General features: G+C 64.3%; 19 protein-coding genes, 1 rRNA gene and 1 riboswitch. Of the genes, 16 read left to right on the top strand and 4 right to left on the bottom strand.

Annotation, left to right across the window (positions count from 1 at the left end; all coding sequences use genetic code 11):
* The first annotated feature begins 185 nt into the window (after positions 1-185).
* From cobT to bluB, 14 genes are all read left to right on the top strand, one after another.
* The gene (cobT, locus tag GEV02_RS32080) at positions 186-1,220 is read left to right on the top strand and encodes a nicotinate-nucleotide--dimethylbenzimidazole phosphoribosyltransferase (RefSeq protein ID WP_152841843.1); all 1,035 of its coding nucleotides are present in this window, start codon (positions 186-188) and stop codon (positions 1,218-1,220) included.
* 5 nt (positions 1,221-1,225) lie between these two features.
* Positions 1,226-2,008, top strand: coding sequence for an adenosylcobinamide-GDP ribazoletransferase (locus GEV02_RS32075; RefSeq protein WP_328595966.1), 783 nt, complete (start codon positions 1,226-1,228; stop codon positions 2,006-2,008).
* A gap of 4 nt (positions 2,009-2,012) precedes the next feature.
* The gene (locus GEV02_RS32070) at positions 2,013-2,564 is read left to right on the top strand and encodes a histidine phosphatase family protein (RefSeq protein WP_328595965.1); all 552 of its coding nucleotides are present in this window, start codon (positions 2,013-2,015) and stop codon (positions 2,562-2,564) included.
* A gap of 33 nt (positions 2,565-2,597) precedes the next feature.
* Positions 2,598-2,829: riboswitch (cobalamin riboswitch) on the top strand.
* A gap of 101 nt (positions 2,830-2,930) precedes the next feature.
* Positions 2,931-4,790 (top strand): TonB-dependent receptor domain-containing protein, encoded by a 1,860-nt coding sequence (locus tag GEV02_RS32065; RefSeq protein WP_152841842.1) that lies wholly within the window; start codon positions 2,931-2,933, stop codon positions 4,788-4,790.
* 77 nt (positions 4,791-4,867) lie between these two features.
* Entirely contained in the window at positions 4,868-5,890 is a 1,023-nt protein-coding gene (locus GEV02_RS32060) for a FecCD family ABC transporter permease (protein WP_152841841.1), read from the top strand.
* Positions 5,890-6,663, top strand: a complete 774-nt coding sequence (locus GEV02_RS32055; RefSeq protein ID WP_152841846.1) for an ABC transporter ATP-binding protein — start codon at positions 5,890-5,892, stop codon at positions 6,661-6,663. The genes GEV02_RS32060 and GEV02_RS32055 overlap by 1 nt, the downstream gene beginning before the upstream one ends.
* Entirely contained in the window at positions 6,660-7,298 is a 639-nt protein-coding gene (gene cobO / locus GEV02_RS32050; protein WP_152841840.1) for a cob(I)yrinic acid a,c-diamide adenosyltransferase, read from the top strand. The genes GEV02_RS32055 and cobO overlap by 4 nt, the downstream gene beginning before the upstream one ends.
* Positions 7,298-8,602 carry a cobyrinate a,c-diamide synthase gene (locus tag GEV02_RS32045; RefSeq protein WP_152841839.1) on the top strand — a complete coding sequence of 435 codons (1,305 nt, stop codon included), beginning with the start codon at positions 7,298-7,300 and terminating at the stop codon, positions 8,600-8,602. The genes cobO and GEV02_RS32045 overlap by 1 nt, the downstream gene beginning before the upstream one ends.
* Positions 8,599-9,156, top strand: a complete 558-nt coding sequence (gene cobU / locus GEV02_RS32040) for a bifunctional adenosylcobinamide kinase/adenosylcobinamide-phosphate guanylyltransferase (protein WP_152841838.1) — start codon at positions 8,599-8,601, stop codon at positions 9,154-9,156. The genes GEV02_RS32045 and cobU overlap by 4 nt, the downstream gene beginning before the upstream one ends.
* The gene (gene cbiB, locus GEV02_RS32035) at positions 9,150-10,112 is read left to right on the top strand and encodes an adenosylcobinamide-phosphate synthase CbiB (protein WP_328595964.1); all 963 of its coding nucleotides are present in this window, start codon (positions 9,150-9,152) and stop codon (positions 10,110-10,112) included. The genes cobU and cbiB overlap by 7 nt, the downstream gene beginning before the upstream one ends.
* Entirely contained in the window at positions 10,105-11,094 is a 990-nt protein-coding gene (gene cobD, locus GEV02_RS32030; protein WP_152841837.1) for a threonine-phosphate decarboxylase CobD, read from the top strand. The genes cbiB and cobD overlap by 8 nt, the downstream gene beginning before the upstream one ends.
* The gene (locus tag GEV02_RS32025; RefSeq protein WP_152841836.1) at positions 11,091-11,978 is read left to right on the top strand and encodes a cobalamin-binding protein; all 888 of its coding nucleotides are present in this window, start codon (positions 11,091-11,093) and stop codon (positions 11,976-11,978) included. The genes cobD and GEV02_RS32025 overlap by 4 nt, the downstream gene beginning before the upstream one ends.
* 1 nt (position 11,979) lies before the next feature.
* Entirely contained in the window at positions 11,980-13,446 is a 1,467-nt protein-coding gene (locus GEV02_RS32020) for a cobyric acid synthase (protein ID WP_152841835.1), read from the top strand.
* Entirely contained in the window at positions 13,443-14,114 is a 672-nt protein-coding gene (bluB, locus tag GEV02_RS32015) for a 5,6-dimethylbenzimidazole synthase (protein ID WP_152841834.1), read from the top strand. Before GEV02_RS32020 ends, bluB begins: the two co-directional genes overlap by 4 nt.
* Here the strand turns inward: bluB and GEV02_RS32010 are convergent.
* Positions 14,111-15,841, bottom strand: a complete 1,731-nt coding sequence (locus tag GEV02_RS32010; RefSeq protein WP_152841833.1) for an alkaline phosphatase D family protein — start codon at positions 15,839-15,841, stop codon at positions 14,111-14,113. The genes bluB and GEV02_RS32010 overlap by 4 nt on opposite strands.
* Positions 15,842-15,936: 95 nt before the next feature.
* On the opposite strand from GEV02_RS32010, the gene GEV02_RS32005 reads away from it, so the two are divergent.
* Entirely contained in the window at positions 15,937-17,340 is a 1,404-nt protein-coding gene (locus tag GEV02_RS32005; protein ID WP_152841832.1) for a DHA2 family efflux MFS transporter permease subunit, read from the top strand.
* Here GEV02_RS32005 and GEV02_RS32000 read toward each other — a convergent pair.
* A complete protein-coding gene (locus GEV02_RS32000; protein WP_235923104.1) occupies positions 17,337-19,397 on the bottom strand; it encodes a beta strand repeat-containing protein in 2,061 nt (686 codons plus the stop codon). The genes GEV02_RS32005 and GEV02_RS32000 overlap by 4 nt on opposite strands.
* Before the next feature lie 123 nt (positions 19,398-19,520).
* Between GEV02_RS32000 and GEV02_RS31995 the strand changes: the two genes are divergently transcribed.
* Positions 19,521-19,913 (top strand): hypothetical protein, encoded by a 393-nt coding sequence (locus GEV02_RS31995; protein WP_152841831.1) that lies wholly within the window; start codon positions 19,521-19,523, stop codon positions 19,911-19,913.
* Between the two features lie 30 nt (positions 19,914-19,943).
* Here the strand turns inward: GEV02_RS31995 and GEV02_RS31990 are convergent, their stop codons facing one another.
* Positions 19,944-21,968: an esterase-like activity of phytase family protein gene (locus tag GEV02_RS31990; RefSeq protein WP_152841830.1), complete on the bottom strand. Its 2,025-nt coding sequence runs from the start codon at positions 21,966-21,968 to the stop codon at positions 19,944-19,946.
* A 116-nt stretch (positions 21,969-22,084) separates the two neighbouring features.
* A 5S ribosomal RNA gene (rrf, locus tag GEV02_RS31985) occupies positions 22,085-22,197 on the bottom strand.
* Positions 22,198-22,202: the final 5 nt, after the last annotated feature.

The raw sequence follows: 22,202 nt of genomic DNA, 5'->3' as shown, positions 1-22,202 counted from the left end.
GAAGCGTTGTGTTCATCAGCGAAGAGGCAAGATTATGAAGTGTTTCGTTTATCTCGTCAACCCCTTCTTTTTCCTCGCTAACTTCGCATTTACATGCTGCGTTTTGCGGGGAGGCGAACTATAGCAAGAGCAGCCGCAGCTTGCAAGGGTAAAATACGGACTTCACCGATTTATAAGTCGCCCACATGTTTATTCCAACTATCCCTACTACTCATAACGAGACGCTGGCCGCCCTGCTGGACAAAGCCATCAACAATAAAACCAAGCCGCTGGGTAGCCTGGGCGTACTGGAATCGCTGGCCAAACAAATCGGCCTTATACAGAACACTCGCGAAGTCGCGATCACGCAGCCTGCCATATTAGTGTTCGCCGCCGATCACGGCGTGGTTGCTGAAGGCATCTCCGCCTACCCGCAGGATGTGACCTGGCAGATGGTGGAGAACTTCCTCGCGCGCGGCGCCGCCATCAACGTCTTCGCGACGCAAAACAACTGCGAACTCCACGTCATCGACGCCGGCGTCAATCACGACTTCGGCCCGCGCGATGTCCTGATCGACCGCAAGCTGGCCTACGGCACACAGAACTTCGCGCAAGAACCGGCGATGAGCCGCGCCACCTGCGAGGCCGCACTGGCCGCAGGCATGGCGCTGGCTGCGGACTTGAAAGGCAACGTGGTCGGCTTCGGCGAAATGGGCATCGGGAACACCACCGCCGCCGCAGCGCTGATGCACAAGCTGACCGGCATACCGGTCGCGCAATGCGTCGGCGCCGGCACCGGCCTCTCTGCGGAAGGCATACTGCACAAGCAGCGTGTAATCGAAGCGGCTGTAGCCAAACACGCCGTAGCAGTGGAGCCGCTCGACGTACTGGCCACCTTCGGCGGATTGGAAATCGCCATGATGGCCGGCGCCATGCTGAAGGCGGCCGAGCTGCGCAAAGTACTGCTGATCGACGGCTTCATCGTCACCAGCGCGCTGCTGGTCGCGGCACGCGTACAACCGGCGATCCTGGACTACTGCGTCTTCGCCCACTGCTCCAACGAAAACGGCCACCAGCAGATGCTGGCCGCGCTGGGCGCCAAACCGCTGCTGAACCTGGGCCTGCGCCTGGGTGAAGGCACTGGCTGCGCACTGGCCCTGCCGCTGCTGCATGCGTCGGTCAACTTCCTGAACCAGATGGCCACGTTTGAATCGGCCCAGGTCAGCGAGAAGTCCGAGTAAGCGCCGTGCACCAGCTACGCCTGTTCTTCACCGCACTCCAGTTCTTCACCCGCCTGCCGATTCCAGGCTGGGTGGGGTTCGATGCCGCGTGGCTGAACCAGGCCTCGCGCTACTTCCCGCTGGTCGGCGTGGTGGTGGCCGCGATTGCGGCCGGTGTGTACGCACTGGCGGCCTGGATCTTCCCCGCGCCGGTCGCCGTGCTACTGTCGACCGCTGCCGGCATCTACGCCACCGGCGCCTTTCACGAGGACGGCTTCGCCGACATGTGCGATGGCTTCGGCGGCGGCATGACGGCGGAGCGCGTACTGGAGATCATGAAGGACTCGCGCATCGGCGCCTATGGCGCCATCGGCATCATCTGCCTGCTCGGCACCAAATGCGCGACGCTGTCCATGCTGCCGCCGCTGGCGGCGATCGCCGCGCTGCTCGTCGCCCACCCGCTATCGCGCCTGATGGCCACCTCGCTGATCTGGCGTCTCGATTACGCGCGCGCCGAAGGCAAGGCCAAACCACTGGCACAAAAGATGACCACCATTGAATTCCTGCTAGCCGCCGTCACCGCGGCCATTCCCGCGCTAGCGATGATCGCCTGCGGCTGGCTGACCTGGAACGCACTGGCGACCGGCATCGTCGCAGCGCTCATCGCCACCATCTGGCTGGCCCGCAAATTTGTCCGCCGCATCGCGGGCTACACGGGCGACTGCCTCGGCGCGGTACAGCAGCTCAGCGAAGTAGTGTTCTATCTGTGCGTGCTGGCCAGCATGCACCACGGCGCCCTGCCCTGGTAACGCTGTGCAGCTGATACTGGTCCGTCATCCGCAGCCGCTGATCGCGCCCGGCGTGTGCTACGGCAGCAGCGATCTGGCGGTCGCGCCGGAACAGCTGGCGCAGACACTGGCCGCGCTGACAACCACGTTGCCGCGCCGCCTCCCTATATATAGCAGCCCGCTGCAGCGTTGCGCCATCCTGGCTGCGCAACTGGCGACGCCGCTGCAATCCGCCGCACCATTGCTGGACGCCCGCATCGCGGAAATCGACTTCGGCGACTGGGAGCTGCGCCCCTGGGACGATATCCCCCGCGCCGACATCGATGCCTGGGCCGCAGACCTGGTCCACTACCGCCCCGGCGGCGGCGAAAGCGTGCTGCAAATGGCCGGCCGCATCGCGGCCTTCCACGCCGACCTCCAGCGCCAGCAGCAGGACGCCATCGTCATCTGCCATGCCGGCGCGATGCGTCTGCTGCTGGCCTGTCACGCAGGCCTGGCTCCCGCCGACATGGCCATGCAAGCAGCCCGAAACCCGCATCAAATCGCCTATGGCGCCACGCTGACGCTGCAAAGCTGAACCGCCGCCCGATGACCGATGCGGCGCAAACCCGTATAATGACGGGGTTTTGGTGCCCGCGCGTCTGTCCAGATGCGCAGTTAAACGGGAAACACGAAGCTCTCGGCTCACGCAGCCAAGGCCCACGTGTGCTGCCCCCGCAACGGTAAGCAAGTGTCGCAGCGCATGCGCGACAAACCACCTCTGACAACCACTGTGCTCCGCATGGGAAGGTGAGGCGGTTTAACTTGCCAGCCCGGATACCGGCCAAATCAGGTGGAAGCGAACGAACTGGATGAGCGCTACAGGCGATTCCCGGTTCTCCGCTTCTGTTCAATCTGGCCCACGGGGACGTCGGCCGGTTGCTATTAACAGAAAAACTACATCATGACCCTTCGTATCTCCCGTCCAGCGGCCCTGACGTCGCTGGCGCTGGCAATGGCCGCCTCCTACGCCCATGCCGAACCGACCGCCGGCACCGTACTGGTAACCGCAAGCCGCCACCCGCAAGCACTGGCCGATGTCATCAGCGACAGCGTAACCATCAGCCCCGAACAGATCGCCGAATCCGGCGCCGGCTCCATCGCCGACCTGCTGCAACGCCAGCGCGGCATCGAGATCGCCCGCAACGGCGGCGCCGGCACCAACGCCACCGTGTATATCCGCGGCGCCAACAGCAACCAGAACATCGTGCTGGTCGACGGCGTGCGTATCGGCTCGTCCACCACCGGCGCCGCCAACTGGAGCGCCATTCCGCTGACCGCCATCGATCATATCGAAATCATCTACGGCCCACTGAGCTCCCTGTACGGCGCGGACGCCATCGGCGGTGTGATCCAGATATTCACCAAGAAGGGCAAGGGCGCGCCTGCCTTCACCGCCTTCGCCGGCTACGGCACCGACAACACCCGCGAAGCCGACGCTTCGATCTCCGGCGCCACCGGCGGTGAACACAGCATCAGCTACGCGATCAGCGCCGGCAAAGAAAAATCGGACGGTTTCTCCGCCACCCGCCCAGCCATCGGTAAAGCCTACAACGCCGACAAAGACGGCTACGACCACGAAAGCGCTGCAGCCCAGTTCGGCCTGCGCCTGGCCGAAGGCCACGAAGTCGGCGCGCTGCTCATGCACAGCAAGCTCGAATCCCAATACGACAATGGCGCTGCCGCCTTCGATGTGCGCTCCAACGCAAAACTCGAAAACGCCGCCATCTACAGCAAGAACCAGATCCTGCCGATCTGGCAAAGCCTGGTGCAGTACTCGCAGACCAAGGACGAAGGCGCCACCTACAGCAGCCCTCTGGCTTCCGGCTACTCGCAGATCAACACCAAGCAGACCGACTTCACCTGGCAGAATGATGTGCAAATCGGCGCCGACGTGCTGCAACTGCTGTACAGCCACCGTAAAGAGGAAGTCGAGACCAACGGCTTCAAACTGGACAACCCGCAGCGCACCACCAACTCCTTTGCGGCTTCGTACAACGCCCGCCGTGGCGACAACCTGTTCAACGCCAGCGCGCGCCGCGACAAATCGATGTACGGCGCGAAGACCACCGGCTCCGTCGGCTATGGCTACAACTTCACGCAAGCGCTGCGCGCCACCGCCAGCTATGGCACCAGCTTCCGCGCACCGACCTACAATGAGCTGTACTACCCGTCCTACGGCAATCCGCGCAACAAGCCGGAACTGGGCAAGAATGCAGAAATCGGCGTGCACTACGACAGCGGCACCACCGCGCTCAGCGCCAGCTACTATCACAATCGCCTGACCGACCTGCTGGTCAGCACCAACCCGTGCCCGTTCGGCTCCGCTGGCTACACGAACGGTTGCGTCTACAACGTCAACCACGCCCTGCTTGAAGGCTTGACGCTGAGCGCCAGCCAGCAACTGGGCCGCTTCAACTTCACCGCCAACGTCGACCTGCAAGACCCGAAGGACGAAACCAGCGGCAAGCGCCTGCAGCGCCGCGCCAAAAAGCACGGCAACCTGCTGGCCGACTACAGCGCCGGTGCCTGGAAGGCCGGCGTGGAGCTCCAGCTGTCCGGTGACCGCTACGACGATACCGCCAACAATAACCGCATGGGCGGCTATGGCCTGGTCAACCTGTACGCGACCTATCACTTCAACCGTGACTGGTCGGCGCTGGTCCGCTGGAACAACATCAACGACAAGCAGTACGACCTGGCGCGTAACTACGCCACGCCGATGTCCAAGCTGTTTGCCGGTATCCGCTACGGCTACAAATAAGCAGTAATGGTGTAACCTGCCGGGCGTAGGGCGCATCCGCCGCGCGCCCGGCAGCCCCTCTTTTTTGAAAGCAGTGCATGCATTCTTTCTCCCGCAACCTGCGACAGCGCGCCACCATCACCCTGACCGGGTTGGTGCTGTTCGCGTTTGCCAGCCTTATTTTCTCGGGCATGACCGGTTCGATCTCGATTCCGCTCGCCGACATTCCCGCTGCAATCAACGAACTGCTACACGGCCAGACCCAGACCCTGGCATCCACCCTGCTTGACCTGCGCCTGAGCCGCGCGCTGACCGCCTTTGTCACCGGAGCCGCCCTGTCGCTGGCCGGCGTGATGATGCAGGCGCTGTTGCGCAACCCGCTGGCCGATCCCTATGTGCTCGGCATTTCAGCCGGTGCCTCCGTCGGCGCGCTGGCAGCGCTGCTGTTCGGCTGCGCCATCTGGATGGTCGATGCCTCGGCCTTCGGCGGCGCGGTCGCCGTCTCGATGATGTTATACCTGCTGGCCCGGCGCGACCTGCGCGGCGGCGCGGCAGCCGATGGCGGCACCGCCCTGCTGCTGCTGACCGGCGTGATCCTGTCTTCCGCCTGCATGGCGCTGGTGACGCTGATGCTGTCCATCGCCCCGGAGAGCCGCTTGCGCAGCATGGTGTTCTGGATGATCGGTGACCTGGCCGGTGCACCGATGCGCGCGCTGCCATGGATAGTGCTTGCCGGCGCTCTGGTATTCGTCTTGCGCAGCGCCCGTTCCATGAACGTGATGGCGCTGCACGCCGAAGCCGCCGCCACGCTGGGCATCCGCGTCGGCGCCCTGCGCAAAGGCCTGTTCTTTGTTTCCGGCCTGCTGACCGCCAGCGCCGTCACCAGCGCGGGCAGCGTCGGCTTCGTCGGCCTGATCGTGCCGCATGCCTGCCGCTTCGCGGTCGGACCGGACCACCGCGTACTGATACCGGCGGCGACGCTGGCAGGCGGCAGCTTCCTGCTGCTGGCCGATACGCTGGCACGCACCATCATCGCACCACAACAGCTGCCGGTGGGCGTGGTGACGGCGCTGATCGGCGCCCCTGTCTTCCTGTACCAACTGCATCGGCTTCGTAAATGATGATCAGCACTCATAACCTCTCCCTGAAAATCGGCCGCCGCCAGCTGATCGCGGATCTGAACTGGCGTGTGCGCGAAGGCGAATGCTGGAGCGTCATCGGCCGCAACGGCGCCGGCAAAAGCACGCTGCTGAAAACCCTGGCCGGCCTGCGCGATCCCGACGGCGGCTATGTCACCATCCAGAACCGCGCCCTGCCCGACTGGCCGCTGCCCGCACTGGCGCGCCAGCGCGCCTTCCTGGCGCAGAGCCGCAGCGACGCCTTCGCCTACAGCGTGATCGAAACCGTGCTGTCCGCACGCCACCCGTATCACGATAACCGCTATTGGGAAGGCAGCGACGACCACGCCATCGCCTTGAAATCGCTGGAATCGATGGAAGTGGCCGACCTGGCCGAGCGCGACGTTCGCACGCTGTCCGGCGGCGAACGTCAGCGCGTGGCCATCGCCGCCATGCTGGCGCAGGATACGCCGCTGCTGCTGCTCGACGAGCCGGCCAATGCACTGGACCTGGCGCACCAGGTCAGCGTTATGAGCCTGCTGGCGCGCCTGTGCCGCGAGCAGGGCAAGACCGCCATCATGATCGGCCACGATTTGACGCTGGCGCACAGCGTCTCCACCCACGCGCTGCTGCTGATGGGCGACGGCCGCTGGCTGGCCGGCACCACGGTGGAAGTGATGCGGGCTGATATCCTCAGCGATTACCTCGGCCATCCGATCGACATCCTCCAGCACGGCAAGCGCAGCATCTTCATCCCTTCCGAGGACATTGCATGAACCAGCAAAACACCGGCGACATCGACGAACAAACCGCGGCGCTGAACGAGCGCCATCGCGTCCGTATGGAACGCAAGAAGGCCATCATCGACGCCAAGATCGCCTCCGCCGACAAGCAGATCGGCATCATCATCGTCAACACCGGCAACGGCAAGGGCAAAAGCTCCAGCGGCTTCGGCATGGTGATACGCGCCATGGGCCACGGCATGAAGGTCGGCGTGGTGCAGTTCATCAAAGGCGCGATGCAGACCGGCGAAGAGCGGTTCCTGCGCCGCTTCCCCGAAGAAGTCAGCTTTCACTCGATGGGCGAAGGCTATACCTGGGAAACCCAGAACCGCGAACGCGATATCGAAAAAGCGCTGCAGGCATGGGAGCAGGCCAAACGCTTCCTGGCCGATCCTGAGATCGGCCTGGTGCTGTTCGATGAACTGAATATCGCCCTCAAATACCGCTATCTGGACGTGGAGACCGTCATCAACGACCTGCTGGCGCGTCCGGCGATGCAGCACGTCGTCATCACCGGGCGCGGAGCGCCGCCGGAGCTGATCGCCATCGCCGATACCGTCACCGAGATGGAAGTCGTCAAGCACGCCTTCAAGGCCGGCATCGGCGCACAAGCCGGGACCGAGTGGTAATGGCGGCGCATATCGAAGTCAAAGCCCTGCTGGTAGCAGCCGTCTCCTCCGGCCAGGGCAAGACCACGGTCACCGCCGCGCTGGCGCGCAAACTGGCACGCCAGGGCAAACGGGTACGCGTATTCAAATGCGGCCCGGACTTCATCGACCCGATGCTGCTGGAGCGCGCCAGCGGTGCGCCCGTGCGCTCGCTGGATCTGTGGATGGTCGGCCATGACCTGTGCCGCCGCCAGCTGGCGCAAGCCGCCGCCGAAGCGGACGTCATCCTGATCGAAGGCGTCATGGGCCTGTATGACGGCACGCCATCGTCCGCCGACCTGTCGCGCGAATTCGGCGTGCCGGTGATGGCGGTGATCGACGCCGGCGCCATGGCGCAAACCGCCGGTGCGCTGGTGCACGGCCTGCGCGACTACGGCCCTGTCGAGATGGCGGGCGTGATCGCCAACCGCGTCGCCAGCGAAAATCACGCAAAAATGGTGGCGGCCTCGCTGCGCGACATTCCGCTGTTTGCGACCTTGCCGCGCCAGGCGAAATCGCTGCCCGAACGGCACCTCGGCCTGGTACTGCCGGGCGAAGTCGGCGACATCGACCAGCTGCTCGACAACTTGGCGGACCAGCTGGTGTTCGACGACGCGGCCTGGGAGCGCCTGCGCCCAGTGCGTATCGAGGTTCCGCCGGCCGCCGAGCCGCAGGCGCCGCTGCTGGCCGGACAGACCATCGCCGTGGCCCGCGATCCTGCCTTCATGTTCATCTATCCGGCCAACCTGGACACCTTGCGCCAGTTGGGCGCAACGCTGACCTTCTTCTCGCCGCTGGCCGACCAGCCGGTGCCGGCGGAAGCGACCGCCGTGTACCTGCCGGGCGGCTATCCCGAGCTGCACGCCGAAGCGCTGTCGCAGGCATCCACATGGCAGGCGTCGATCCGTTCCGCCCATGCGGCCGGACTGCCCATCGTCGCCGAATGCGGCGGCATGATGGCGCTGGCCAATACGCTGGCCGACCAGGCAGGCGCGGTATGGGCGATGGCAGGCGTGCTGCCAGGAGCCGTGGCGATGCAGGTCCGCCTGGCGGGCCTGGGTTCGCAAGGCCTGACGACGACGCAAGGCGTCCTGCGCGGCCACACGTTCCATTACTCCAAACTGGAGACAACAGTGGAGCCTGCGGCGTACACTATCAAACATCCATCCGCCGTACAGGGTGAAGCCTGGTACCGCGTAGGATCTCTGGCAGCTTCGTATTTTCACGCCTATTTTCCATCCAATCCGGCGGCCGTCGCCGCCCTGTTTTCAAGGAGCGCAGCATGACACGTACACTGGTTCTGGGCGGCGCACGCTCAGGTAAAAGCGGATACGCCGATCGCCTGGCCATCGAGTCGGGCAAGGAAGTCGTCTACATCGCCACCGCCACTGCTGGCGACACCGAAATGGCCGCCCGCATCGAACATCACCGCGCCGGCCGGCCCAGCGAATGGATCACGGTAGAAGAACCGCTCGCCCTGGGCAACCAGCTGCTGCGCTGGTCCTCGCCGGATCGCCTGATCCTGGTCGACTGCCTGACGCTGTGGCTCAGCAACCTGCTGTTCAGCGGCGGCGAGGAATATCCGGAAGTCGGCGAGATCGCGCTGCCTGCCCTGTTCCACGAACAGCAGGACATGCTGGTCAGCGCGCTGACCAAATGCACCAGCGACATCGTGCTGGTATCGAACGAAGTCGGCATGGGCATCATGCCGTTCGGCGCCATCTCGCGCTGCTTCATGGACGAACAGGGACGCCTGAACCAGGCCATGGCGGCCATTTGCGACCGCGCGGTCTTCGTCGCCGCCGGTTTGCCGCTGGTGTTAAAAGGATCTTCGTGCTGACAGGTTTGAGCTTTGGCGTCATCGCCTTGCTGATGGTCGTCGGCGTTCTGCTCGACCTGGCGCTGGGCGAGGCGCGGCGCTGGCACCCGCTGGTGGGCTTTGGCAATCTGGCGATGGCGCTGGAGCGGCGCCTCAACCGCGGCGGCCTGCGCTTCTGGCGCGGCGCGCTAGCCTGGGCGCTGGCGGTACTGCCGCTGATCGCCGTCGCCATATTGCTGGTCCGGCTGGCGGGAACCAACGGCGCGCTGCCATGGATCCTGCACGCCATCATGCTGTACTTCTGCCTCGGCCTGCGCAGCCTGCGCGACCACAACCTGCCCATCGCCGACGCGCTGGCGCAGAGCGATCTTCCCAATGCCCGCCTGCTGACCGCCCGCATCGTCAGCCGCGATACCACCAGCGCCAGCGAGATAGAACTGACCAAAGCCAGCGCCGAATCCCTGCTTGAAAACGGCAACGACGCCGTCTTCGGCACGCTGTTCTGGTTCATCGTCGCCGGCGGTCCTGGTGCGGTGCTGTTCCGCATGGCGAACACGCTGGATGCGATGTGGGGCTACCGCACCACGCGCCTGCTGCAATTCGGCTGCACCGCCGCCCGCATCGACGATGCGCTCAACTACATCCCGGCGCGTCTGACCGCGCTGTCCTACGTGCTGCTGGCGCCTGGCCTCCAGGGCAAGCTGCGCGCCTGGCAGTGCTGGCGCACGCAGGCCCCGGCCTGGAGCAGCCCGAATGCAGGCCCGGTGATGTCGAGCGGCGCCGGCGCACTCGGCGTGCAGCTGGGCGGCGCCGCCATCTACGACGGCGAAATCGAACACCGCCCGCCGCTGGGCGAAGGCCTGCCCGCCACCGGCGCCGACATCAGCCGCGCATGGCGCCTGGTCGCGCGCACCACGGTGCTGTGGCTGGCCATCGCCTGCGCCATCGCGGCATGGATGGAGATGGTCCATGCTTGAACACGGCGGTAATCTGCGCGACGCCACGCTGCGCTTCGGCCGCGAGGACTGGCTGGACCTGTCCGCCGGCCTCAATCCCCACTGGTATCCCGCGCCCGCGCTGCCTGGCAATGCGTGGCACCGCCTGCCGGAGCCCGACCCCGAACTGGCGTTGGCCGCAGCCGCCTACTACGGCGCGCCGTTGATGCTGCCGGTCGCAGGCACTCAGGCCGCCATTCAGGCCCTGCCCCGGCTGCGCAAACCCTCGTGTGTTACCGTCGCCGCGCCATCCTATGCCGAACACGCGCACCACTGGAGCGGCCACGGACACACGCTGACCCAGACGCCATATGATGCGCTGGATGCAGCGGTCGCCGGCAGCGATGTCGTCGTCATCTGCAATCCCAACAACCCGACCGGCGCCAGCATCCCAGCAGCCCAGCTTCTGCGATGGGCAGGACAGCTGGCAGCGCGCGGCGGCTGGCTGGTGGTCGATGAAGCCTTCGGCGACACCGCGCAGCACAACAGCGTCGCCGCGCACAGCGGACAACCGGGCCTGATCGTCCTGCGCTCGGTCGGCAAATTCTTCGGACTGGCCGGCATCCGGCTGGGCTTTGTGGCAGCCCACGCAGATCTGCTGCGCGAGCTGGCGGACCTGCTGGGCCCATGGGCCGTCAGCGGCCCAGCGCAGCACATCGCCCTCGCAGCCCTGCGCGACCGGCCATGGCAGCACAACGCACTCGCACGACTGCTGGCCAGCGGCCAACGCCTGCAACAGCTGCTGGCGGCGCACGGCATCCGCTCCACCGGCACCGCGCTGTTCCAATGGTGGAGCGAAGAACGCGCCGAAGCCTTCTGGCAGCACATGGCGGAACGCGGCATATGGGTGCGCTTGTTCAAGCAGGCCGCGCGCGGAATCCGCCTTGGCCTGCCGCCCGACGAAGCAGGATGGCAGCGGCTGGAATCGGCATTGAAAGAATGGATCAACAAGGAACCAATATGAACAAACCGACGATCAAACTGCTGGCAAGCCTGACGATGCTGGCCTTGGCGGCAAGCGCCCATGCCGCCATCAGCGTGCGGGACGACGACGGCAATGTCGTCACACTGCAAAAGCCAGCGCAGCGCATCATCGCCATGGCGCCGCACGTAACCGAGCTGCTGTACGCGGCCGGCGGCGGCGACAAGATCGTCGGTGCGGTCACCTACAGCGACTATCCTGAAGCGGCAAAAAAACTGCCACGTATCGGCGACAACCGCCAAGTCGACATGGAACGTGTGATCGCCATGAAGCCGGACCTGATCGTCATCTGGCTGCACGGCGCATCCGAACGCCAGATCGAAACGCTGCGCCAGCTGAATATCCCGATGTTCCACAGCGAGCCGACCAAACTCGATGGCATCGCCGACAACGTGCTGCGTCTCGGCCAGTTGATGGGCACTGAGGCCGTAGCCCAGCCAGTCGCCGCCGAGATCCGCCAGAAGTTCGCCGCGCTGGCGAAACAATACAGCAACCGTCCGCCGGTACGGATGTTCTACCAGGTGTGGGACAAGCCGCTCTACACCTTGAACGGCACCTCCATCGTCAGCGACGCCATGCGCCTGTGCGGTGGCGTCAACATCTTCGCCGACCTGAAAGTGACGGCGCCGGTAGTCAGCAACGAAGCGGTGCTGCAAGCCGATCCCGAAGCAATCTTCGGCACCAGCGAAAAGAACTACGGCGGCGTGGGCCTGTGGAAGCCATACACGACGATGAAGGCAGTCAGCAACGACAACCTGTTCACGCTCGACGGCGAACTGCTGAACCGCGCCGGCCCGCGCATGGTCGCCGGCACCACCGCCATGTGCGAAAAACTCGAACTGGCGCGTCAGCACCGCAAGAATTGATATGAGCTTCCCTTATTCGACCCTGATGGTTCAGGGCACCACCTCCGATGCGGGCAAGAGCACCGTCGTTGCAGCCCTGTGCCGGCTGTTGAAGCGCCGGGGCGTGCGCGTGGCGCCGTTCAAGCCGCAGAACATGGCGCTCAACAGCGCCGTTACCGCCGACGGCGGCGAGATCGGCCGCGCCCAGGCGCTGCAAGCCATCGCCGCCGGCGTGACGCCGCATACCGACATGAACCCGGTGCTGCTCAAGCCATCGAGCGACATCGGCGCCCAGGTCATCATCCATGGCAAGGTACGCGCCGAGATGAACGCCCGCGACTATCACCAATATAAAACCGTGGCGATGCAAGCCGTACTGGAATCGCACGAACGCCTGCTGGCGCAGTACGACAGCGTGGTGGTCGAAGGCGCCGGCAGTCCGGCAGAAATCAATCTGCGCGACCGCGACATCGCCAACATGGGTTTCGCCGAAAAGGTCGACTGCCCGGTGATACTGGTGGCGGACATCGACCGTGGCGGCGTGTTCGCGCACATCGTCGGCACGCTGTCCTGCCTGTCGGAGAGCGAGCGCGCCCGCACCATCGGCTTCGTCATCAACCGCTTCCGGGGCGACATCAAACTGCTGGAGCCTGGCCTGGAATGGCTGGAGCAGCAGACCGGCAAACCGGTGCTGGCGGTACTGCCCTATCTGCACGGCCTGTTCCTCGATGCCGAAGACGCCGTGCAGCCGGTGCAAGCCTCGCGCGGCGCTTTCCGCGTGGTGGTCCCCAGCCTGCCGCGCATGAGCAACCACACCGATTTCGACGCCCTGCGCGCCCACCCGGACGTCGACCTGCGCTTCGTGCGCCAGGGCGAGCCGATACCTGCGGCCGATCTGATCATCCTCCCCGGCAGCAAGAACACGCGGGGCGATCTGGATTGGCTGCGCGCCCAAGGCTGGCCGGAGCAGATCACCCGTCACCTGCGCTACGGCGGCAAGGTGATCGGCGTCTGCGGCGGCTTCCAGATGCTGGGCCACAGCGTGACCGATCCGTTAGGTATGGAGGGCAAGGCCGGCACATCGCCGGCGCTCGGCCTACTCGACATGAGCACCGAAATGACCCCCGACAAACGGCTGGTGCAGGTACAGGGCGTGTGCGCCTTCGATGCGGACCAGGCCAGCGTCAGCGGCTACGAAATCCACATGGGCACTTCGACCGGCAGTGCGCTCGCTGTCCCGGCCTTCATCATCGATGGCCGTCCCGAAGGTGCGCTCTCGGCGGATGGACAAATCCTCGGCACCTATCTGCACGGCCTGTTCGACACGCCGCAAGCCAGCAGCGCCCTGCTGCGCTGGGCCGGCCTGCAAACGGAAAACACCGTGGATACCAGTGCACTGCGCGAGGCCAGCCTTGACCGCATCGCCGACGCCACCCAGCCGCTGCTCGATGCGCTGCTGGCATTGCATGAAAAGGCGCCATCCGCATGAGCACGACCGCCAATCCGCACGCCTTCGCACTGGCAGAAATCGAAGGCGTCTATCGCGCCATTCGTGAGCGGCGTGATGTCCGCCACTTCAAACCTGGTCCACTGAAACCGGGGCAGCTGGAACGCTTCATCGCGGCGGCCCACAATGGCCCAAGCGTCGGCCTGATGCAGCCATGGCGTTTTATCCGCATCGCCAATCCCGCGCTGCGTGCGCAGATACACCAGCACGTGAACGAAGAACGCATCAAGACCGCCGAAGCGTTGGGCAAGCGCGCCGAGGAATTCATGCAGCTCAAGGTGGAAGGCATACTTGTCTGCGCCGAAGTGCTGGTGGTGGGCCTTATCGACAAGCGCGACCAATACGTGTTCGGCCGCCGCACCATGCCGGAGATGGACCTGGCCTCCGCCTCCTGCGCGCTGCAAAACTTCTGGCTGGCGGCGCGCGCCGAAGGGATAGGCGCGGGCTGGGTATCGATGTTCGATCCGCAGCAGCTGCGCGACATCTGCGGTATGCCCGACGGCAGCCAGCCTATCGCCGTGCTGTGCGTCGGCCATGTGCATGAGTTCTACACCGCGCCCATGCTGGAACTGGAAAAGTGGGACCAGCGCCGGCCGCTGTCGGACATCATGTTTGAAGACAGCTGGGATAACCCGGCCGTCACAGCTTAGGCCCCGGCGCACTCCTCGATGCGGCGGTTGCCCGGTCCTGCCAGCGTGCGCAGGCTGCGCTCCGTCACCGCCGTGAACTCGTGCTTGAAAACCGTATCGACAAATCGCCAGTCGCAGCGCACCTGCTCGTGGCTGGCGGTGACGATCATGTAACCACGCTTGCTGGTCTGCGCGTAGTAGAGCGGCTCGATCAGATCCACCATCATGCTCGCCACATCCTCAGGATCGCGGTCCGGATAAGCGCCCTCCATTCCCGGCGACGACACCGAGGCCGTCGCAAACTCCACACCCACTTGGCGGCCTTGCGCGTCATGCAGATCGCTGGCCCAGGCATTGTGGGTATCGCCCGCCAGCACCACCATATTCTTGCGGTGCCGCTGCATCATGGCGAACACCAGTTCGCGATCATTCTGATAGCCGTCCCACGAATCCATGTAGCACGGCAGCGTCGGCGCGGACAGCCAGCGCTGCTCACGTTTGCTGACGCAGGAGGGATCGGCGGCGGCACGCTTCTTCAGCGCCGAATAGTCGGTGCAATTGCATTCACCCATGGCGATGGCGGTCGGATATTCCATGCGCGCCATCAGCACCTGCTGGCCCAGCATCTGCCAGCGCGCATTGGAACCGCTCACCTGGCGCTCCAGCCACGCCATCTGCTCGGCGCCCATCATCTGACGGCGCGGCGAACACACGTCGTGCTTGTACTTTTCCACATCGAAGCGCTTGTGCTCATCGTAGTAGGACGACATCATCAGCTGCTGGTCGCGGCCGATCAGGCGCGTATCGAGCATGTGCAGCGACACCACGCCGCCGAAGTCGAACGAGCGATAGATTTTCTCAGGCGTCGCAGGATCGGGCGCGCGGATCGGCATCCACTCGTGATACGCCGTCATCGCCGCCACCTTCCGCAGCGTGAAGGGGCCGTACTCGGTGGCCTTGTGCTCGGCCGAGCCGTCGCGCCAGGTATCGTCGGCGAATTCGTGATCATCCCACACGGCGATGAACGGCATCGCCGCATGCACCGCCTGCAGATCGGGATCGGTGCGGTACTGGGCATAGCGGCGGCGGTAATCGTCCAACCGAAGCAGCAGTTCGCGCGGCTCCGACACGCGCCCCAGCGCCTCCGCATTGCCACAAGCGTAGCCGGTGCTTTCGTATTCGTAGATGTAGTCGCCGATGTGCAGCGCGGCGTCGATGTCGTCCTGGCGCGCGGCATCGGCGTAGACGTTGAAGTAACCGGACGGATAGTTCGAGCAGGAGAACACCGCCAGCCGTACCTGGCGCACATCGCCGCGCGGCAGCGTCTTGGTACGTCCAACGGTCGACTTCACCGTGTCGACGGCGAACTGGTAGTAGTACACATGGCCCGGCAGCAGTCCGGCCGCATCCACCTTGACGGTGTAATCCTTCTGTTCCGACGTGGTCACGCTGCCGTTGGCGACTATCATTTGCATGGCCGGATCGGTAGCCATCTGCCAGCGGACGGCAACCTCGCCGCTTTCATCGCTGCGGCGCGGCGTCACGCGGGTCCACAGTATCACACGGTCACTGAGCGGATCGCCGCTGGCCACGCCATGATCGAAACCGATCGCGGCGCCGTCGGCGATGCTGGCAGCCGTGCTGCTGCAACCGCTCAGGCCCGCGCCTGCGCCGACACCCAGCAAGGCAGTGGCGCCCATCTGCCGGATAAAACCACGACGACCTGGGAACAGCGACTTAGCGTCCATATCAACTCCATCGGCCATTTCGATGTGGGCCAACTTACGCCCGATTCATGACGGCCATATGACCTTGCTGTGGCTTTTGTGTGACAATCGGATGCATGAATACCTCCGCCGCCAAAAGCTACCTTCCATGGGTGGTAGCCACCGCCCTGTTCATGGAGCAGCTGGACTCCACCATCGTCAACACCGCGATTCCCAGCATGGCGGCCAGCCTGCAAGTGACTCCCCTCAGCCTGAAGGCCGTCGTCACCAGCTACATCCTCAGCCTGGCCGTGTCGATCCCGATCAGCGGCTGGATGGCGGACCGCTTCGGCACGCGCCGCGTTTTCATGAGCGCGGTGGCGATCTTCACGGTGGCGTCGGTGCTGTGCGGCCTGTCGGTCAATTCGCCGATGCTGGTGGCAGCGCGGCTGCTGCAAGGCTTAGGCGCGGCGATGATGATGCCGGTCGGCCGCCTGACCATCGTGCGCACCTTCCCCAAATCCGAGCTGCTGGCGGCGATGAACTTCGTGATCATTCCAGCGTTGATCGGCCCCCTGCTTGGTCCCACCGTCGGCGGCTTGATCGTGCACTGGCTGACGTGGCGCGATATCTTCTTCGTCAACGTGCCGGTCGGCGTCGTGGCGATTTTCCTGGCACACCGCTACATGCCGGACTATCGTGGAGACGGCGAGCGGCCGCTGGACCTGGTCGGCCTGGTATTGTTTGGAACCGGCGTGGCGCTGCTGTCATGGCTGCTGGAGGTTTTTGGCGAACACCAGATCGATGTTACCTCTGCGGCGGTGCTGCTGTTCATCGCCTGCAGCCTGCTCGCCGCCTACGTATGGCATGCCAGGGATGCGGCCTTCCCTTTGCTGCAACTGGCGTTGTTCAAGATCCGCACCTTCCGCGTATCCGTGGTCGGCGGCTTCATTACGCGCATCGGCATCGGCGGCCTGCCGTTCCTGCTGCCGCTGCTGTATCAACTGGGATTGGGTTTGCCGGCGTGGCAATCGGGCCTGCTGATGATGCCGTCCGCCGCTGCCGCCATGGGCATGAAGTTCATTTCGGTGCGTGTGCTGGGCCGCTTCGGCTATCGCCAGGTCCTCACCGTCAACACAGTGCTGATCGGCCTGACCATCAGCATGTACTCATTCGTCCAGCAGGGAACCCCGCTGTATCTGATCGTGATGATAAGCCTGTGCCTGGGCTTCTTCAATTCGCTGCAATTCTCCGCCATGAACAGCATCGCCTATGCCGACGTGGAGAGCGCCGATTCCAGCATGGCCAGCACCATGGCCAGTTCGATGCAGCAGCTGTCGATGAGCTTCGGCCTGGCCACCGGCTCGCTGATTACCGGCTGGTTCCTCGGTGACCTGCCGCAATCGAACCGCGTGGCGCTCACCAGCGCCCTGCATCACGCCTTCCTGACGCTGGCGGTGCTCACCGTCCTGTCCTCATTGACCTTCTGGTCCTTGCGCAAACAAGATGGTGAGAGCATCAGCAAAGGCAGCGCCGCTTAACTGCCTTGCTTGCGGCGGCGTGCCATCGCGCCCACCAGGCCCAGGCCGGCCAGCAGCATCGCATAGCTGGCAGGTTCCGGGACCGCCATCGCGTTGGTGTACGCACCGTCGAAGCGATAGCGCACCGCCAGGCCGTTGATGCTGGTGGCGCCCACCAGTTGCAAGAAGCCGGCGTCGCCGGTCACGTCGCCCAGCAGGCGGAAGGCATACGCGCCCGATGCGGCCTCGGTGAACGACAGCGTCTTGCCGTTGACGATGGCGCCCAGGCCATTGAACGTGAGCGACGAACCACCCAGCTGCACCGACGAGCTGTCCGTCAGCGAGAGACTGGCGAAAGTCTGCCCATTCGCGCCACCAGAGCCGACCAGTTGCAGCGTGCCGCCGTTCAGCACCAGCGCGCTGTCGGCCGACAGACGGTTCGCACCATCCAGCGCAAGTACGCCGCCGCTGATCTGCGTAGCGCCGCTGTAGGTGCTCACGCCCGACAGGACCACGGTGCCGCTCTTGATCTCGACATTGCTGAAATTCGAGATCGAGCCGGCATACGAGAAGCTGTTGCCGGCCCCCGGATTGACGACCATCGTATTGCTGCCACCGCTGCCGCCGTTGATGCTGCCGGTGATACTGCCGCCGGTGATGGTCAGGCTGTTTTTCCCGCTGCCCATCTCGATCGCCTTGCCGCTGCTGGCGCCGTTGATGATGCCGGCATTGACAATCACCGTGTTGTCCGCGCCGGTCTTGATGGCGGCGTTGACGATGCCGCCGCCCTGAATGGTGGCGCCGGCGTTGTTGTTGATGGTGACGACGTAGCCGCTGGCTGCGCCCACGGTGACGATGGCCGAGTCGCTCTGGCCGCGTATCAAGCCGCCCTGCTGGTTGGTGATCGTGGCGTTGCCATACAAGCCTTCGCGTGTGCCGGCCGGTGCGCCGCTGATGTCGTTGCCGGCCAGCGTGATGCCGCGTCCGACGGCGTTGGTATTCCCCGCCGCGACCAGACCCTCGATGGTGCCAGAGTTGACGATCACGCCACCACCCACACTCAGGCCTTCGCTATATGCCAGGCCGTCAGCCGGTGCGCTGAACGCGTTGGCCGAGCGGATGATGCCGGTGTTGGTGACGTTGGCGATGCCGTCGACATCCAGGCCGTCGCCATCGCCCGTCACGCCGGTGCCGATGATGGTGCCATGATTGACGATGGTGGCGATCTGCTTGCCGTTAACGCCATCCAGGTTGACGCCCGAGCCGTTGCTGCCGCGGATAATGCCGCCCGCCGCGTTGGTGATGCTCATAATGAAGGACTGCGTCCCATCCTTCTGGCCGCCGGTGATGCCGTGGCGGCCGCCGTCGATCAAGCCAGTCGCGCCATTGAGAATGACCGCGCCGCTGTTATTCTGCGCATCGATACCGTCGCTGCCGCTGCCGGTGCTGGTGGTCGAGACGATGGTGCCGTAGTTGTTCACCGCGCCGCCCACGCCGGTGCGCACCGAGTCCGCCTCCTTCGCCTGCATCAGGCCATAGTTGTTCACGATGTTCGCGCCGGAGGTGATGGCGGCAAAGTCCACCACCTGCGAACCGCCTGCGCTGGCGTTATCCGAGATCATCGAGCCGTAGTTGGTCAGCGTGACGCTGGCATTCGCCTTGTTCATCTGGATCACGTCGCCGTCGGCGGCCAGCATCTTCGCGGCCTTGTTCGCGGCGCTGCCGTTGATGATGGACAGGCCGGTGACGCCGGTGTTATCGCGGACCACGCGGCCATTGCCGGTCTGGCTGATGAGGCCCTGGTTGTCCAGCGTCGCGTTCTTGCCGATGATGGTGACGGCCACCGCGCTGCCGCCTACCGTCAATGAGCCGGTCGTGGTGATGGTGCCGGTCTGGTTCTTGTCCAGCGTTTGCGCATCGGTGTTGGCGTTGCTCAGCGTGCCGGGGAAGACGATCACGGGAACGGGAGCGGCGGCAGCGCTCAACGGCAAGGCTGCAGCCAGCAGCAGGAATTGAATGGCGGAGTGAGGTTTCAACAGCGCGAACGGCATGGTTTGTCCCGGATATTGTGTGAGCAAACCTTCAATATCCCATAAATTTATGACATGCCCGTGACGCTGTGGCGCGCTTGCACAGCGTCTGTGCGCCGTACGCGCAAGCTGCTATGCTGCCGCGCTGATTTTCAATTCGGGAGACACACCATGCACAACATAGCCGGGCGCACGACGGCGCTCGCCACGATCATCATCGCGGCGGCGCTGAGTTTCATCGCCTATCAGGGAACGCGCGGCCACCAGGGACCGGAGCTGGAGACGCCTTACCAGGCGGTGGCGCTGGTGAACGGCCAGATGTTCTACGGCCGACTGGAACCGGCCGGCGGCGACTATCTGACGCTGCGCGATGTGTTTTATATCCAGGGCCGGCAAAATCCCGAGACCAAGGCCATCACCAGTGTGCTGATCAAGCGCGGTGGCGAAGCCCATAATCCAGACCGCATGCTGATCAACCGCCAGCAGGTGCTGCTGATCGAGCCGGTGAAGACCGATTCGCAAATCGCCAAACTGATCGTGGAGCAGAACGCCGCCGCGAAGTAAAAAAGGCGGGCCGCTTGGCCCGCCTCCTCATCAAAACGCCGTCAGCGCCTTGGTGAACTTGATCAGCCACAGTCGGCTTGGACGCTCGCGGTCCTCGCCGCGCGCAACGCGGATCGTGTTCGCGGCATTGCAGCCCGCAGCAGTGCTGGTGATGATGGCGCCGGATGCATCGATATTGCACTTGGTGACATCCGCATCGTCCACCGCCACGCCGGCTGCGGTGAAGACTTTGGTTTTCATGCCGAAGTCGTTATCGTTGGCCAGTGCCAGCGTATTGCCGTCGACGATGGTCAGGCCTTCCGCTTTTTCTGCCAGCCAGCCGATCGCGTTCAGGTCCAGCAGCAGGGTTTTCTTCAGCGTCGTCACCGCTTTCCAGTCCGCGCCGTTGACGGCGGTGCCGCCCATGCTGCTCTTCTCCAGGTCCGACGTCTTGACGTTGAAGCCCGCGCCGGCGATATCGGTCGCCGCGCCTATCTCAACCAGCATCAACTTGTTGAACACCTTGCCGTTCGGCGCCGCGCCCTGCTCGATCACGATGAATTTGCCGTTACCCAGTGCGACCAGGTCGCCCAGCTTGGCGTTGCCGGTGCGGCCGTCCTGGTAGTCGGCCGCGTCCAGTGGATACGCGTACATCTTGCCCGAGGTGCCAGTGGTTGGATCGAACTCCACCCAGCGCGTGAAGCGCGCGTAGCGTTCGATCGCCTCGCTCTTGCCGGTCACCGAATAAGTCGCGTTGCCGTCGGTGAGTGGGCTTTGCAGGAAGCCGTGCAGCTTGTCGGTGCTGGTGTCCAGCGTCAGGCCTTCCATGCCGCGATTGGCGCGGCGCTTCAGGAAGATATCCGGCAGGCCGCTGCCCGGTGCGTACTTGTTGAGGATGATGCCGGTGGCCGGATCGAGCTTGATGATGAACGGGCCGTATTCGTCTGAGATCCACAGCGCGTTGCGCTTCTTGTCGACCACGATGGCTTCGGTATCCAGGCCGCCGGCGTTGAAGGTGGCCTTACTGGTGGCGTCGTACTTCATGGCGTCCATCACCGGCAGTTCGGCCGAATTGCCGACCGCGCCAGGTGCGACCGGCAGGCCGGAAGCGTTGACCGTGGCCGACACCTTGATCGGTGTCGACGACGTCAGCACCGCGCCGGTTTTACCGACGGTGATTACGCCGAACGACGGCGTGAAACTCGGTGACGGGAAGATCTTGGCGCCGGAGACGCCGCCGCCACTCAGCGACGGCAGGTTGGGACCATCGCCGTTCGGGCCGCGGTCGGTCAGGCCGTAGAACTCCAGATCGCCATTGGCGTTGGTGCCCTTGAAGGCCAGCGACGATCCGTACGATGGCAGGAAGCCCAGCGGGAATTCTTCCTTGACCTTGGCGTTGCTACCTTCGTACGGCACGTAGTAGCTGGCCGCAGCCTGGATTTGATAGCGGGTGACGTTGACGGCGACTGCGCCCAGCGGCGTATTCTGCGTGAACGACTCGACCACCGGCGTGCCGACCTTGGAGGCCAGCGTATCTTCGAAGTGTTCGCGTACCAACGCGCGGCGGCTGTCGTCGATCGCGCGAGCGGCGTATTTGGCGCCGGCCGTGGTCAGGTGGGCGCTCATCGCGGTGTTGAAGGCGGTGGCGTCCAAGGAGAAGTCGGCGCTCTTGGCAGCCAGCGCGGTTTTCACATCGGCGGAAATCTTAATGCCGTTCGATGGATCGCTGTCTTCGTCCAGCAGTTGCAGGGCCAGCAGGCGGTTGACCACCTTGTTGTCCTTGACGTCGGTAACGCCGGCCAACTGCAGCGGTGTGATGGTGGCGGCGCATGGCGCGCTGCCCAGCGCGACGCCGCCGATGCTGAAGCTGACGGTATCGCCGGCGTAGCAGGTGAACTCCCCCTTGGCCGAGGTGCTGGCTTTCGCGGCGGTGCCGGCGACGTAATCCAGGTTTTCCACCGCACCGTCCAGGAATACGCCGGTGATCGGCGTCTTGGCTGGCGCCGCGTTGTCGCTACCGCCGCAGCCTGCCAGGACGGAAAACACCGCGAGCGATATCAGGGAAAAGTTTTTCATGCTTAACGAGCCTCGATTGAAAAAGAGGCAAGTCTAGCTACAGTACGTTACATGGTAATGACAGACGAAAAAAAGCCCCGACCAGATCACTGGAAGGGGCTTTTTTAATATAACTAGCCTGACGATAACCTACTTTCACACTGGTTGCAGCACTATCATCGGCGCAGAGTTGTTTCACGGTCCTGTTCGGGATGGGAAGGGGTGGGACCAACTTGCTATGGTCATCAGGCATTG

The organism is Rugamonas aquatica (genome assembly GCF_009380215.1).
In the GTDB taxonomy this organism is placed as follows: Bacteria; Pseudomonadota; Gammaproteobacteria; order Burkholderiales; family Burkholderiaceae_D; genus Rugamonas; species Rugamonas aquatica_B.
The sequence above is the reverse complement of the archived record's forward strand: the minus strand, read 5'-3'. Positions and strand labels throughout refer to the sequence as shown.